The organism is Streptomyces sp. NPDC005263 (genome assembly GCF_042872365.1).
In the GTDB taxonomy this organism is placed as follows: domain Bacteria; phylum Actinomycetota; class Actinomycetes; order Streptomycetales; family Streptomycetaceae; genus Streptomyces.
Genome location: NZ_JBIAKJ010000004.1, coordinates 281,520 through 295,779, shown reverse-complemented (window position 1 = coordinate 295,779; position 14,260 = coordinate 281,520). Strand labels below are relative to the sequence as shown.

At 68.9% G+C, this 14,260-nt stretch carries 12 protein-coding genes and 1 riboswitch; of the genes, 9 read left to right on the top strand and 3 right to left on the bottom strand.

The annotated features are described in order from the left end of the window. Positions 1–34: 34 nt before the first annotated feature. The 3 genes from glyA to gcvT form a co-directional block, all read right to left on the bottom strand. Positions 35–1,315, bottom strand: coding sequence for a serine hydroxymethyltransferase (glyA, locus tag ACFYRY_RS19865; RefSeq protein WP_389146920.1), 1,281 nt, complete (start codon positions 1,313–1,315; stop codon positions 35–37). Between the two features lie 15 nt (positions 1,316–1,330). Further along, complete coding sequence (gcvH, locus tag ACFYRY_RS19860; RefSeq protein WP_356771561.1) at positions 1,331–1,708, bottom strand: glycine cleavage system protein GcvH; 378 nt, start codon at positions 1,706–1,708, stop codon at positions 1,331–1,333. Between the two features lie 110 nt (positions 1,709–1,818). Beyond that, positions 1,819–2,952, bottom strand: coding sequence for a glycine cleavage system aminomethyltransferase GcvT (gene gcvT, locus ACFYRY_RS19855; RefSeq protein WP_389146916.1), 1,134 nt, complete (start codon positions 2,950–2,952; stop codon positions 1,819–1,821). Positions 2,953–3,141: 189 nt separating this feature from the next. Beyond that, positions 3,142–3,251: riboswitch (glycine riboswitch) on the bottom strand. Between the two features lie 178 nt (positions 3,252–3,429). Here gcvT and ACFYRY_RS19850 point away from each other — a divergent pair. The 9 genes from ACFYRY_RS19850 to ACFYRY_RS19810 all read left to right on the top strand — a co-directional run bounded on the left by ACFYRY_RS19850 (position 3,430) and on the right by ACFYRY_RS19810 (position 14,198). Next, positions 3,430–4,098 carry an AAA family ATPase gene (locus tag ACFYRY_RS19850; RefSeq protein WP_389146913.1) on the top strand — a complete coding sequence of 223 codons (669 nt, stop codon included), beginning with the start codon at positions 3,430–3,432 and terminating at the stop codon, positions 4,096–4,098. A gap of 109 nt (positions 4,099–4,207) precedes the next feature. Then, positions 4,208–5,008, top strand: a complete 801-nt coding sequence (locus ACFYRY_RS19845) for an enhanced serine sensitivity protein SseB (RefSeq protein ID WP_389146911.1) — start codon at positions 4,208–4,210, stop codon at positions 5,006–5,008. Between the two features lie 78 nt (positions 5,009–5,086). Continuing rightward, positions 5,087–5,881, top strand: a complete 795-nt coding sequence (locus ACFYRY_RS19840) for an enhanced serine sensitivity protein SseB C-terminal domain-containing protein (protein WP_389146908.1) — start codon at positions 5,087–5,089, stop codon at positions 5,879–5,881. 359 nt (positions 5,882–6,240) lie between these two features. Then, on the top strand, positions 6,241–7,242 hold the full coding sequence (locus ACFYRY_RS19835) for an ABC transporter permease (RefSeq protein ID WP_356771571.1): 1,002 nt from the start codon (positions 6,241–6,243) through the stop codon (positions 7,240–7,242). 92 nt (positions 7,243–7,334) lie between these two features. Next, positions 7,335–9,101 (top strand): ABC transporter substrate-binding protein, encoded by a 1,767-nt coding sequence (locus ACFYRY_RS19830; RefSeq protein ID WP_389146905.1) that lies wholly within the window; start codon positions 7,335–7,337, stop codon positions 9,099–9,101. 128 nt (positions 9,102–9,229) lie between these two features. Continuing rightward, the gene (locus ACFYRY_RS19825) at positions 9,230–10,231 is read left to right on the top strand and encodes an ABC transporter permease (RefSeq protein WP_389146902.1); all 1,002 of its coding nucleotides are present in this window, start codon (positions 9,230–9,232) and stop codon (positions 10,229–10,231) included. Continuing rightward, complete coding sequence (locus tag ACFYRY_RS19820; protein ID WP_389146899.1) at positions 10,228–11,325, top strand: ABC transporter ATP-binding protein; 1,098 nt, start codon at positions 10,228–10,230, stop codon at positions 11,323–11,325. The genes ACFYRY_RS19825 and ACFYRY_RS19820 overlap by 4 nt, the downstream gene beginning before the upstream one ends. Next, complete coding sequence (locus ACFYRY_RS19815; protein WP_389146896.1) at positions 11,322–12,710, top strand: dipeptide ABC transporter ATP-binding protein; 1,389 nt, start codon at positions 11,322–11,324, stop codon at positions 12,708–12,710. The genes ACFYRY_RS19820 and ACFYRY_RS19815 overlap by 4 nt, the downstream gene beginning before the upstream one ends. 96 nt (positions 12,711–12,806) lie before the next feature. Next, the gene (locus ACFYRY_RS19810; RefSeq protein ID WP_389146893.1) at positions 12,807–14,198 is read left to right on the top strand and encodes a M1 family metallopeptidase; all 1,392 of its coding nucleotides are present in this window, start codon (positions 12,807–12,809) and stop codon (positions 14,196–14,198) included. Positions 14,199–14,260 lie beyond the last annotated feature (62 nt).

Below are 14,260 nucleotides of genomic sequence, written 5' to 3'. Positions count from 1 at the left end.
GCCTCTCAGTGTGCGCGGCACCCGGGGAAAGGAACTACTTGCTCAGACCGGGATACAGCGGGTGCTTGTCGGCGAGGGCTTCGACCCTGGCCTTCAGCGCCACCACGGCGGCCCCCTCGAAGGGAGCAGGCGCCTTCAGGGTCTCGGCGATCACGTCCGCGACCTCGGCGAAGTCCTCGGCGGTGAAGCCGCGGGTGGCGAGGGCGGGCGTACCGATCCGCAGGCCCGAGGTGACCATCGGCGGACGCGGGTCGTCGGGGACGGCGTTGCGGTTGACCGTGATGCCGACCTCGTGGAGCCGGTCCTCGGCCTGCCGGCCGTCGAGCTCGGACTCGCGCAGGTCGACCAGGATCAGATGCACGTCGGTGCCACCGGACAGCACGTTCACGCCGGCCTCGCGGGCGTCCGGCGCGGTGAGGCGCTCGGCGAGGATCCGCGCGCCGTCCACCGTACGGCGCTGACGCTCCTTGAAGTCCTCGCTCGCGGCGACCTTGAACGAGACCGCCTTGGCCGCGATCACGTGCTCCAGGGGACCGCCCTGGAAGCCCGGGAAGACGGACGAGTTCAGCTTCTTCGCGAAGTCCTTCTTCGCGAGGATGATGCCGCCGCGCGGGCCGCCCAGGGTCTTGTGGGTGGTGGAGGTGACGACGTCCGCGTACTCGACCGGGTTGGGGTGCAGACCGGCCGCGACCAGACCCGCGAAGTGCGCCATGTCCACCCACAGGTGGGCCTCGACCTCGTCGGCGATCCGGCGGAACTCGGCGAAGTCCAGGTGGCGCGGATACGCCGACCAGCCCGCGATGATCACCTTCGGCCGGTGCTCCTTGGCGAGCCGCTCCAGCTCGGCCATGTCGACCAGGCCGGTCTTCGCGTCCACGTGGTAGGCGACCACGTCGAACTGCTTGCCGGAGAAGTTCAGCCGCATCCCGTGGGTCAGGTGACCGCCGTGCGCCAGATCCAGACCGAGGATGGTGTCACCGGGCTGGGCGAGCGCGAACAGGGCCGCCTGGTTGGCGGACGCGCCCGAATGGGGCTGCACGTTGGCGTACTCGGCGCCGAACAGGTCCTTGACCCGGTCGATCGCGATCTGCTCGGTCACGTCGACGTGCTCGCAGCCGCCGTAGTAACGGCGGCCCGGGTAGCCCTCGGCGTACTTGTTGGTCAGGACGGAGCCCTGCGCCTCCAGCACCGCGAGGGGCGCGAAGTTCTCGGAGGCGATCATCTCCAGGGTGGACTGCTGGCGGACCAGCTCGGCGTCGACCGCGGCGGCGACCTCGGGGTCGAGCTCGTGCAGGGGCGTGTTCAGAACGGACATCAGGTGCAGGACTCCTCAGCCGGCGGAAAAGGCGGTGTACTCGTCGGCGGAGAGCAGGTCGGCCGGCTCCTCGGCCACCCGTACCTTGAACAGCCAGCCGCCCTCGAAGGGGGCGGAGTTCACCAGTGACGGGTCGTCGACCACGTCCTCGTTGACCTCGGTGACCTCACCGGACACCGGGGAGTACAGGTCGCTGACCGACTTGGTGGACTCCAGTTCGCCGCAGGTCTCGCCCGCGGTCACACCGGCACCGACCTCCGGGAGCTGTACGAAGACGACGTCACCGAGCGCGTTGGCCGCGTGCTCCGTGATGCCGACCGTCGAGACGCCGTTCTCGGCGCCCGACAGCCACTCGTGCTCCTTGCTGTAGCGCAGCTGCTGGGGATTGCTCATGGCCTGAATTCTCCTGTACGCGGGGGAGTGCTGGTGAATGAGGGACTGCTGGCAACGTACGTGAGCAGCGGAAAGTGCGCAGGGTCACGCACGCCGACTGCCTGCCGCCGTTACTTCTGACGCTTGTAGAACGGCAGCGCCACGACCTCGTACGGCTCGTGACTGCCCCGGATGTCCACACCGACACCGGGTGTGCCCGGCGCGGCGTGCGCCCCGTCGACGTACGCCATCGCGATCGGCCTGCCCAGCGTGGGCGAGGGCGCGCCCGAGGTGACCTCGCCGATCACCCGGCCGTCCGCGACGACCGGGTACCCCGCACGCGGGACCCGGCGGCCCTTGGCGACGAGGCCGACGAGAACCCGCGGCGGGTTGTGCTCCGAACGGGCGGCGGCCTCCCTAAGGGCCTCGCGGCCCACGAAGTCGCCCTCCTTCTCGAACTTCACCACCCGGCCGAGACCGGCGTCGAAGGGGGTCAACGCGGTGGAGAGCTCATGCCCGTACAGCGGCATGCCCGCCTCCAGGCGCAGGGTGTCCCGGCAGGACAGGCCGCACGGGACCAGGCCGACGCCCGCGCCGGCCTCGGTCAGCGCCTGCCACAACTCCACGGCGTGTTCCGGATTCACGAACAGCTCGAAGCCGTCCTCGCCGGTGTACCCGGTGCGGGCGATGAGCGCGGGCACGCCGGCCACGGTGCCCGGCAGACCGGCGTAGTACTTCAGGCCGTCGAGGTCGGCGTCGGTGAGGGACTTCAGGACACCCGCGGACTCCGGGCCCTGCACGGCGATCAGCGCGTAGGCGTCCCGGTCGTCGCGCACCTCGACGTCGAAACCGGCGGCACGCTCCGTCAACGCGTCCAGCACCACCTGGGCGTTGGAGGCGTTGGCCACGACCATGTAGTGCGCGGACCCGGCCTCCGCCTCGGCGAGCCGGTACACGATCAGGTCGTCCAGGATGCCGCCGTCGGCCCGGCAGATCATGGTGTAGCGGGCGCGGCCGACGTCGACGGAGGCGATGTTGCCGACCAGCGCGTGGTTCAGGAAGGCGGCCGCCTGCGGTCCCGTCACCGTGATCTCGCCCATGTGCGAGAGGTCGAACAGACCGGCGCGGGTGCGCACGGCCTGGTGTTCGTCGCGTTCGGAGCCGTAGCGAAGGGGCATGTCCCAGCCGGCGAAGTCGGTCATCGTCGCGCCGAGCGCGCGATGCAGGGCGTCGAGCGCGGTGTGACGGGGTGCGGTACTGCTCATCGGACGGTCGTCTCCCGAGGCGATGGGGTACCTCCCGCGCGAGCTCATTTCGAGCGTGAGGGAGGGCGAGGTCGTTCCTCCCCATCTGTCATCGGAACCTGAGAGGTTCGTCAGGACCACGCGAAGCGGTGATCACGACTTGCACCTTGGGTGGAGCCACTGTCGCAGCGGCCCGCTTTTCAGATGTGCCTCGCCCGCGCGGTACGGGGCCTGAGAGATTCAAGGGAGGGACTTGCTCCTTCGGCGCCCGGGCACCCGTACGACACACGTACGACCCGGAACTCTCCCGCGCGGATTCAAACGGCCGGTATGCAGTTGGCGCCGTCATCATTGCACGCCTCGGTCGAGTACGGCAGGGCGGCATCTGTAACCGGCTTGTGGCAGGACGAGCACGAAAACACGAGACACCGCGCATTACCTTCTCTTTACACTCGACGGGGAGGGAACTCGTGACCACCCCAGGGGAGGACGATCACGGTGAACAGGACCACGGCGTACGCGACCACTTCGGCTCTCACGCTGCCCGAGCAGCCGACGGTCCCGGCAGCGGAGGCCTGCGGCCCGCTCGGCGCACCCGTCGTCCGCGACCTCCGTGAGCGCGGCGGCCACAGCCCGCACGCCCTGCTCTTCGGCCCGCGGGACCTCGTCGCGATCACCGGCCTGCCCGGCAGCGGCAAGTCGACCCTGATGCGGCGCACGGTCAACGGGCTGCGCATCGACTCCCAGGACGCCCGCGACCGCTGGGCGACGCGGATGCCCCGCTTCCTGCCGTACGCGGTCTACCGCCCGTTGGTCCGCCTCGCGCACTACGCCGGTCTGCGCCGCGCCCTGCGCTCCGGCGAGGGGGTCGTGGTGCACGACTGCGGTACGCAGGCCTGGGTGCGCGGCTGGCTGGCCCGCGAGGCGCGTCGCCGGGGCGGCACCCTGCACCTGCTGCTGCTCGACGTCACGCCGGACACCGCGCTCGCCGGGCAGCGCGAGCGCGGCCGCGGTGTCTCGCGGTACGCGTTCCTGCGCCACCGGGGCGCCGCCTCCCGCCTGATCGGCTCCGTGGCGAAGGGCGACCTGCCCGCGGGCTGCGGCTCGGCGGTGCTGGTCGACCGGGACGCGGCCGACGTGCTGCGACGGATCGGGTTCACGGGGTGAGCCGGATCGGTTCGGTGGCCGGACCGGCCGCCCGTCTCTCATGCGCGCTCCGTACCCGATAGCCTTTTCAGCTACAGCAGGCGGTACCAGGCAGGCGGTAGGCAGGCAGATGGACTTCCCGGCGGACTTCCCCGCTGACTTCCCGGGTTTCCCGGCACAGGCGCACCCTCATCCGCACGGCGGATGGCCCGGCAACGAGCTGGAGGAGGTGCTGTCCGCCGCCCTCGGCGTGCCCGGGGCGGGCGGGCGGATCATCGAGGTGCTCGGCCGCAGCTTCGTCTGGGTGCCGCTGCCCAACGGCGGCGGCCCGCACAGCGGCCCCCTGGACCTGCCCACGCTGGAGATCGAGGGCCAGGCCTATGTCCCGGTGTTCAGCTCCGAGGAACAGTTCCGCCAGGTCGTCGGCTCGCACCTGTCGTACACCATCGCCCCCGCGGTCGAGTTCGCCCGCGGTCTGCCGCCCCAGGTCGGCCTCGCGGTGAACCCGGACGGCACGGTCGGTGTCCCGTTGCCGCCGGCCGCCGTCGCCGAACTGTGCCGGGTCGGCCTGACCCCGCTGGACGGTCCCGCCGCCGGCGGCCGGGTCCGTCTGTTCGAGCCGGACTGGCAGGACGACCCGGTCGACTTCCTCGCGGCGGCCTCGTCCGAGTTCGCCGCCACGGGCGTGGTGCTCACCGCCCGCCGCTGCCTCGCCGTCATCGAGACGGCCGAGCCGGTCATGTTCGTGGGCGTGGAACTGTCCCAGTGGGAGGGCGACTTGCGGGCCCTGCCGATGGAGGCCCTGGCCCGTGCCCTGGGCACCGTCCCCGTCCGGTGGCCGGTCAACCTGGTGCTCCTGGACGTGGCGGACGACCCGGTGGGCCACTGGATGCGGCAGAGTGTGCGGCCCTTCTACCAACAGGGCTACTGAAACAGCTCAACGGCTGAACCCGGCGGAGCGCCTAAGCTGGGTCCCTATTCAGGCCACATCACGAAGGGTCGGTAAAAGGTGAGTGCCAGCGGCACCGCGGCCGGGCAGGTCGAGCACATGCTGCGCCAGGTGACGCCCGGGCGTTACGACGCCTACGAGGCGCTCCTCCGCGCGCTCGCCACCCCGTCCTCCGGACAGGTCTGGATGCTGCTGTGGCACGGCCAGGCCGGCTCCCCCGACGCCCAGTACGGGAACATGCAGGTCGAGGGGTACGGCTACGCCCCATGCGTCACCTCCGCCCAGGAGTTGTCGGCCAGCGGCTGGAACAGATCGTACGAAGTGATCGACGGCCTCGACGTGGCCCGCACCCTCTACCCCGACCACTACGGACTCTGGCTCAACCCGCACGCACCCGGCGGTGGCGTCGGCATCCCCTGGCTCGACCTGCGCCGCATCGCCACCGGCCTGGACCGCCAGCCCGCCGGGCCCCTCAGACTGTCCGAACCCGCCATCGAGATTCCGCAGTTCTACGCCCTGATCGCGCAGAACGCCCACCGCACCCCGGCGGTGCGCGCCCTGCGCCGCGCCTGGGTGCAGCCCGCGCTCGGGGCGCCCTATCTCGCCGTCGGCCTCGACGTGTACGACACCAGCCCGCCGGCCGTCGACTCGGTGCGCGCGATGATGCAGCAGTCCATCGGCGTCGTCCCGGACGGGCTGCCGGTCTCCACCGTGGCCATGTCCGACGAGTACGACCCGGTCGCCCTGTGGATGCGGGCCAACGCCCGCCCCTTCTACGACCGCGAGGCGCACGCCGCCCCGGCCCCGGCCCCGGCGGCCGGCTACGGCTACCCGCACGCGGGTGGCCGGTACTGACCGGTTCGGGCGGCGGCTCACGCTCGTGACATGAGTTACTTCGAGGTTGTGGATCGTCTTGTGGTTCTCGGCGTCGATCCATGCGCGTAGATTGATGTCGGATGACCTCAATGCTGCCCGTTTCGCCCCGGTGTCCCAACTTCCACACGTCCGACAGCTGTTACCCACTGTTCGGATAACGGAATCGCTGGTGCAGCATCACGGTTGCGCATCCATTCACCGTCAAGGCTGGCACCTGATCGCCGAGGCGTTGAAGACTCCCCGTCCAAGGGGGGTTGCCCCTTTGTGTTCGATTGAAGATGAGGCCGCTACAGCGGCAAGCGCGGGCCGGTCACCGCCGGTTGAGAGGGGTCCCTGCCATGACGGCGCCATTGCACGACACCGCTGCGGAAGCGGCGCCGGCCGCTCCAGCCGACCCCGCGGACTCAGGCGCCAAGAAGGTCGAAGGCCGGTCCCTGAAGCAGATCGCCTGGCACCGCCTGAAGCAGGACAAGGTGGCCCTCGCCGGCGGAATCACCGTGCTGGTCCTGGTGTTGGTCGCCGTGTTCGCCCCGCTGATCGTCTCGCTGCTCGGCCACCCGCCGAACGAGTTCCACCAGGAGGAACTCGACCCGCTGACCAACCTGCCGCAGGGCACCTGGGGCGGCGTGAGCGGTGACTACCTGTTCGGTGTCGAGCCCAACAAGGGCCGTGACGTGTTCAGTCGCATCGTCTACGGCGCGCGCATCTCGCTCCTCGTGGCCTTCCTGGCCGCCGTCGTCGCGGTGGTCCTCGGCACGCTCTTCGGGATCGTCGCCGGTTACTTCGGCGGCTGGGTCGACGCGCTGATCAGCCGTGTCATGGACGTGCTGCTCTCCTTCCCGCAGCTTCTCTTCATCATCTCCCTGGTCTCGGTCCTCCCGGACGACCTGCTGGGACTGACCGGTTCGGGCGTGCGCATCGCCGTGCTGGTCGCGGTCATCGGCTTCTTCGGCTGGCCGTACGTCGGCCGTATCGTCCGGGGCCAGACGCTGAGCCTCCGTGAGCGCGAGTACATCGAGGCCGCGCGCAGCCTGGGCGGTGGCCGGCGGTACATCCTCTTCCGGGAGCTGCTGCCCAACCTGTTCGCGCCGATCATGGTCTACGCGACGCTGATGATTCCGACCAACATCCTCACGGAGGCGGCGCTCAGCTTCCTCGGCGCGGGTGTGCGGCCGCCGACGGCGTCGTGGGGCGGCATGCTGCGCGACGCGCTGCAGACCTACGAGCACGACCCGATGTTCATGGTCTTCCCCGGCGCGACGATCTTCATCACCGTCCTGGCCTTCAACCTCTTCGGCGACGGCCTGCGGGACGCTCTGGATCCCAAGGGGACCCGCTGACGCACGACTTGCCCCTGCCGCACCGTCAGGTGGCTCTTCCCATGGTTTTCCGGCAAACGCCCGGAACCGCGAATCTCGGAGGATACGAGAAAATGCCCACAGGTTCCCCGAAGCGGCGGCTCGCTGCTGGCGCAGCCTTCGTTGTCGCGGCGCTGGTGACCACCACGGCGTGCGGCGGCGGAGACAGTGACGACAAAGGCGAGAAGGGCGCCGGCTACAGCGCGGCGCTGAACAAGGTCGTCAACGCGTCCACCAAGAAGGGCGGGACGCTGAAGTTCGTCGGCAAGCAGGACTTCGACTCGCTGGACCCGCAGCGTACGTACTACGGCATGACGTGGGACTTCATGCGGTTCTTCACCCGCACCCTGGTCACGTACGACACCAAGCCGGGCGACGCGTCGAACAAGCTGGTCGGCGACCTGGCCACCGGTCCGGGCGAGGTCTCGGCCGACGGCAAGACCTACACGTACAAGCTGCGTGACGGCCTCACCTGGGAGGACGGCTCCGCGCTGACCTCCAAGGACATCAAGTACGGCATCGAGCGCATCTGGGCGACCGACACCATCACCGGTGGTCCGGCGTACATCAAGCAGACGCTCGACCCGAAGGGCGAGTACAAGGGCCCGTACAAGGACAAGTCCAAGGACAAGCTGGGCCTGAAGGCGATCGAGACGCCCGACGACAAGACCATCGTCTTCAAACTGCCCAAGCCCAACGGTGACTTCGAACAGTTCCTGGCCATGCCCACCGGTGCCCCGGTGAAGCAGAGCAAGGACACCGGCGCCAAGTACACCCAGCACCCGTTCTCCTCCGGCCCGTACAAGGTCCAGTCGTACAACGCCAACAAGGGCCTGGTGCTGGTCCGCAACACCGCCTGGAAGAAGGCCTCGGACCCGATCCGCCCGGCCCTTCCGGACAAGATCACCGTGACGATCTCCGCCAACCTGGAGGAGAACGACAAGCGGCTGATGGAAGGTGACTACGACGTCGACGTCAACGGCACCGGCATGACCCAGTCCGGCCGGGTCAGCGCCGTCCAGGACCACAAGTCGAACGTGGACAACCTCCAGACCTCGTTCGTCCGCTACGTGGCCCTGGTGCACACGGCGAAGCCGCTCGACAACGTCGACTGCCGCAAGGCGGTCTTCTACGCCACGGACTTCGCCGGTCTGCAGCAGACCCGCGGTGGCAAGATCGCCGGTGGCGACATCGCCAACTCGGTCTTCCCGAAGACGATCCCGGGCTACAGCGACTACGACCCGTACGGCGTCGTCGCCCGCAAGGGCAAGCCGGACGTCGCCAAGGCCAAGGAGTCGCTGAAGGCGTGCGGCAAGCCGTCCGGCTTCTCCACCAAGCTGACCGCCCGCACCAACCAGCCGGGTGAGGTCGACGCGGCCGAGGCCCTGCAGGAGCAGCTCGGCAAGGTCGGCATCAAGGTCGAGGTCGACCCGATCGACGGCGCCCAGTCCTCCAGCATCACCGGCTCGCCGAAGGTCGTGAAGGAACGCGGCTACGGCATGACGATGAGCGGCTGGGGCCCGGACTTCCCGACCGGCCAGGGCTACGCGCAGCCGCTGTTCGACAGCCGTTTCATCTTCGAGAACGGCAACTACAACGAGTCGCAGATCAAGAACCCGAAGATCGACCAGCTCTTCGACGACGCGATCGCGACCACGGACAAGGCCAAGTCCAAGAGCCTGTACGAGCAGATGAACAAGCAGCTGCTCGACGACGCCGACTGGATGCCGTTCATCTACGAGAAGAACATCTCGTGGCGCGGTCCCCGGCTGACGAACGTCTACTCGTCCGCCGCGTACAACGGCCGCTACGACTACGTGTCCCTGGGTGTCACGAAGTAACCACCGGCAAACCGAAGCTGATTGATCCCTTGTCGCCGAATCCCGCCAGTCCGAAGGGCAGGTGATGGCTCTGGTGGCGGCCGGGACCTCCCACAAGGAGGCCCCCGGCCGCCGCCGGGCCGCGCACAGTGCTTGCTTATCTCATCCGGCGTCTGGTCGCCGTTGTCATCATGGTGTTGGTCGTACTGCTCGCGACCTTCACCGTCTTCTACATGCTGCCCAAGTGGGCGGGACAGGACGTCGCCGTCCTCTTCGCCGGCAAGGCAACCGGAGCCGAGCAGGTCGAGGGCATCCGGACCAAGCTGGGACTGGGCGATCCGCTGTTCATCCAGTTCTGGGACTTCGTCAAGGGCATTCCGCTGGGCCGGACCTACGCCAACGGCAATGACGTCACGCACTGCCCGGCCCCCTGCTTCGGCTACTCCTTCGTCACGGAGGAGCCGGTGTGGAACACGCTGAAGGAGGCGCTCCCGGTCACCGCCGCGCTCGCCGCCGGTGCCTGTGTCCTCTGGCTCATCGCGGGTGTCAGCACCGGCGTCGTCTCCGCGCTCAAGCGGGGCTCCGTCTGGGACCGCGCCGCGATGATCGGTGCCCTCGGCGGCGTCTCCCTGCCGATCTTCTTCACCGGCATGGTGGCGATGGGCATCTTCGTGCACAGCCTCGGCTGGGTGCACATCGAGGACAGCCTCAGTACCGACGACTCCATCGGCGTCTGGTTCGAGACCCTGCTCCTGCCATGGATCGTGCTGGCCCTGCTGAACGCGGCGATGTACGCCCGCCTCACCCGGGCCACCATGCTCGACGTGCTCGGCGAGGACTACATCCGCACCGCCCGGGCCAAGGGCCTCGGGGAACGCGCGGTCATCACCCGGCACGCGCTGCGGTCCGCGATGACGCCGATCCTGACCGTGTTCGGTCTCGACATCGGTGTCCTGCTCGGCGGCGCCGTGCTGACGGAGTCCACGTTCAACCTCCCCGGCCTCGGTCTCGCCGCGGTCCAGGCCATCAGCAGCAAGGACCTGCCGGTGATCCTCGGGGTGACGCTGTTCGCGGCCCTCGCGATCGCCGTCGCCAACCTCGTCGTGGACCTGCTGTACGCCGTCATCGACCCGCGAGTGAGGCTGGGATGACCGACCTGCACAAGACCGGAGCGGCCGTGGGGGAACCCGTGGCCGGCCGGCCCGCACCCACCGCCTTCCTCGAAGTGCGTGACCTGAAGGTGCACTTCCCGACCGACGACGGCCTGGTGAAGTCCGTCGACGGGCTCAGCTTCCAGCTGGAGAAGGGCAAGACCCTCGGCATCGTGGGCGAGTCCGGCTCCGGCAAGTCGGTGACCTCGCTCGGCATCATGGGCCTGCACACCGCCGGTCAGTACGGCAAGAAGAAGGCGCAGATCTCCGGTGAGATCTGGCTGGACGGCACCGAACTGCTGACCGCCGACCCGGACCACGTGCGCAAGCTCCGCGGCCGCGAGATGGCGATGATCTTCCAGGATCCGCTGTCCTCGCTGCACCCGTACTACACGATCGGCCAGCAGATCGTGGAGGCGTACCGGATCCACAACGACGTGGACAAGAAGACCGCCAAGCGGCGCGCCGTGGAGATGCTCGACCGGGTCGGCATCCCGCAGCCGGACAAGCGGGTGAACAACTACCCGCACGAGTTCTCCGGCGGTATGCGCCAGCGCGCGATGATCGCGATGTCGCTGGTCAACAACCCCGAGCTGCTGATCGCGGACGAGCCGACGACCGCCCTCGACGTCACCGTCCAGGCGCAGATCCTCGACCTCATCCGGGACCTGCAGAAGGAGTTCGGTTCCGCGGTCATCGTCATCACCCACGACCTGGGTGTCGTCGCCGAGCTGGCCGACGACATCCTGGTGATGTACGGCGGCCGCTGTGTCGAGCGGGGTCCCGCCGAGGACGTGTTCTACGAGCCGCGGCACCCGTACACCTGGGGCCTGCTCGGCTCGATGCCGCGCCTGGACCGTGACCAGCAGGAGCGCCTCATCCCGGTCAAGGGATCCCCGCCCTCGCTGATCAACATCCCGTCCGGCTGTGCCTTCAACCCGCGCTGCCCGTACGCCGACATCCCCAAGGACAACGTCACCCGCACGGTCCGCCCCGAGCTGACCGAGGTCGGTGGCCGGCACTGGGCCGCCTGCCACATGCCGCAGGAGCAGCGGGAGCGTATCTGGATCGAAGAGATTGCGCCGAAGCTGTGAGCGACGAGAAAGCCGAGAAAGTGGCGACGGCGGGGACGATTCCCGCGCAGAGCGATGGCGGGCGGGCCGGCGGTGACGTGCTGCTGAAGGTCACCGGCCTGCAGAAGCACTTCCCGATCAAGAAGGGTCTGCTGCAGCGGCAGGTCGGCGCCGTGCACGCGGTCGACGGCATCGACTTCGAGGTCCGCTCCGGTGAGACGCTCGGGGTCGTGGGCGAGTCCGGCTGCGGCAAGTCCACGATGGGCCGGCTGATCACCCGGCTGCTGGAGCCGACCGGTGGCACGGTCGAGTTCGAGGGCAAGGACATCACCCACCTCGGCGTGGGCGGGATGCGTCCGCTGCGCCGTGACGTGCAGATGATCTTCCAGGACCCGTACTCGTCGCTGAACCCGCGGCACACCATCGGCACCATCGTCGGCGCCCCCTTCAAGCTCCAGGGCGTCTCGCCCGAGGGCGGTGTGAAGAAGGAGGTGCAGCGGCTGCTGTCGGTGGTCGGTCTCAACCCCGAGCACTACAACCGCTATCCGCACGAGTTCTCCGGCGGTCAGCGCCAGCGCATCGGCATCGCCCGCGCGCTCGCCCTCAACCCCAAGCTGGTGGTGGCGGACGAGCCGGTCTCCGCGCTGGACGTGTCGATCCAGGCGCAGGTAGTGAACCTGCTGGACGACCTCCAGGAGGAGCTCGGGCTGACGTACGTGATCATCGCGCACGACCTCTCCGTCGTCCGGCACGTCTCGGACCGGATCGCGGTGATGTACCTCGGCAAGATCGTCGAGCTGGCCGACCGCGACTCGCTGTACAAGGCGCCGATGCACCCGTACACCAAGGCGCTGATGTCGGCCGTGCCGATCCCGGACCCCAGGCGCAGGGCGGCCAAGAGCGAGCGCATCCTGCTCAAGGGCGATGTGCCCTCGCCGATCTCCCCGCCGAGCGGCTGCCGTTTCCACACCCGGTGCTGGAAGGCGACGGAGATCTGCCGTACCACGGAGCCGAAGCTCATCGAGCTGAAGCCCGGCCAGCGCGTGGCCTGTCACCACCCGGAGAACTTCGAGGACCAGGCCCCGCAGGAGACGGTCCTGCTCTCCGACGCCAAGGAGGCGGCGGAACTGGTGCCGGACGCGGTGCTGGAGGAGTCGGCGGAGACGTCGGCGGCGGTGGCGGCGGAGGTCGCGGAGGTGGCGGAGGTCGCGGAGTCGGCCGCACCCGCGGAGCCCGTGGAGGTGGCCGAGACCGCGGAGGTCGGCAAGACCACTGAGGTCGCCGCGGACGCTGAGGTCGCCGAGCCCGAGGAGCCCGCCGTGCCCGCGGACCCCGACGAGCCCGCGGTACCGGCCGCGAAGACCGATGACGCCACTGACAGCCGCCAGGAGTCAACCGACAAGTAAGGCATGACAGGTTGGCAAAGTCATGCACATGTCCAAACGGGAGAGTGCAGAGTCCTCCGTGTCCGACTTGTCGACACACGTTCGAAGGGACGACTCATGACGCTCTCCCGTTCGGCACGTCTAGGGGTCCTCGTGACCGCGGCGGCCTCCTTCCTGGTCATCGCCGCCGCCCCCGCACCCGCCCCGGGCAGCCCCGGCATCGGTGACTCCTACTTCCCCGAGCTCGGCAACGGCGGTTTCGACGCCCAGCACTACGCCCTCGACGTCGCGTACGCCCCCGACACCGACCGCCTCGACGGCCGTACGACGATCACCGCCCGCGCCACCCGGAACTTGTCCTCCTTCGACCTGGACCTGCAGAAACTGGAGGTCACCCGAGTCGAAGTGAACGGCAGACGGGCCCAGTTCACCCGCGCCGGCGACGAACTGCGCGTCACTCCGCGCACCTCCCTGCGCAAGGGCCGCACCTTCACGGTCACCGTCACCTACGGCGGTGTCCCCGAGCCCCTCGGCGGCCCCATTGTCTTCGGCTCCGACTACGGCTGGATGAAGACCACCGACGGCGTCTTCGTCGCCTGCGAACCCAACGCCGCCTCCACCTGGTTCCCGTCCAGCGACCACCCCTCCGACAAGGCCACCTACGACATCCGGATCAAGGCCCCCAAGGGGCTGACCGGCGTCTCCAACGGACGGCTGGTGTCGACGTACGACAAGGGCGGCTCGACGTACACCCACTGGCGCGAGAAGAAGCCGATGGCGACCTACCTCGCGACCGCCACCATCGGGAAGTTCGACGTCCGGACCGGTAAGACCCCCTCCGGCATCCCGATCTACGTGGCCATCGACCCGGTGCTCGCGGACGCCAACTCCGTCGACGTGTACGGCGTGACCGCCGCCGCGACCGACTACTGGGCGAAGGTCTTCGGGCCGTACCCCTTCGAGGAGACCGGCGCGATCGTCGACGACATGCCCCAGGCCGGGTTCTCGCTGGAGGTGCAGTCCAAGCCCGTCTACTCGGCGGTGCGCAACGAGACGACCATCGTGCACGAGCTGGCCCACCAGTGGTTCGGCGACTCCGTCTCGGTGGCGCACTGGAAGGACATCTGGCTCAACGAGGGCTTCGCCACCTACGCCCAGTGGCTGTGGGCCGAGCACCAGGGCACCCGCACCGCGCACGACTCCTTCCTCGCCGGGTACGACTCCCGGCCCGCCGACAACGCCTTCTGGCAGGTGACCGTCGGCGACCCGCAGCGCGACACCATGTTCGCCTCCGCCGTCTACCAGCGCGGCGCGATGACCCTCCAGATGCTGCGCGAACGCATCGGCGACACCGCCTTCTTCAAGCTGCTGCCGACCTGGACGAAGCTGCACCGCTACGGCAACGCCGACACGGACGACTTCATCCGCCTCGCCGAGAAGATCAGCGGCAAGCAGCTGGACGACCTGTTCCAGACCTGGCTGTTCACCAAGGGGAAGCCCGTCTTGTAGGCCTCGTGAAGCCTTTGGCCCTTGTATTGCAAGGGGTGCTCGGGGCCTGAGTAACAATATGG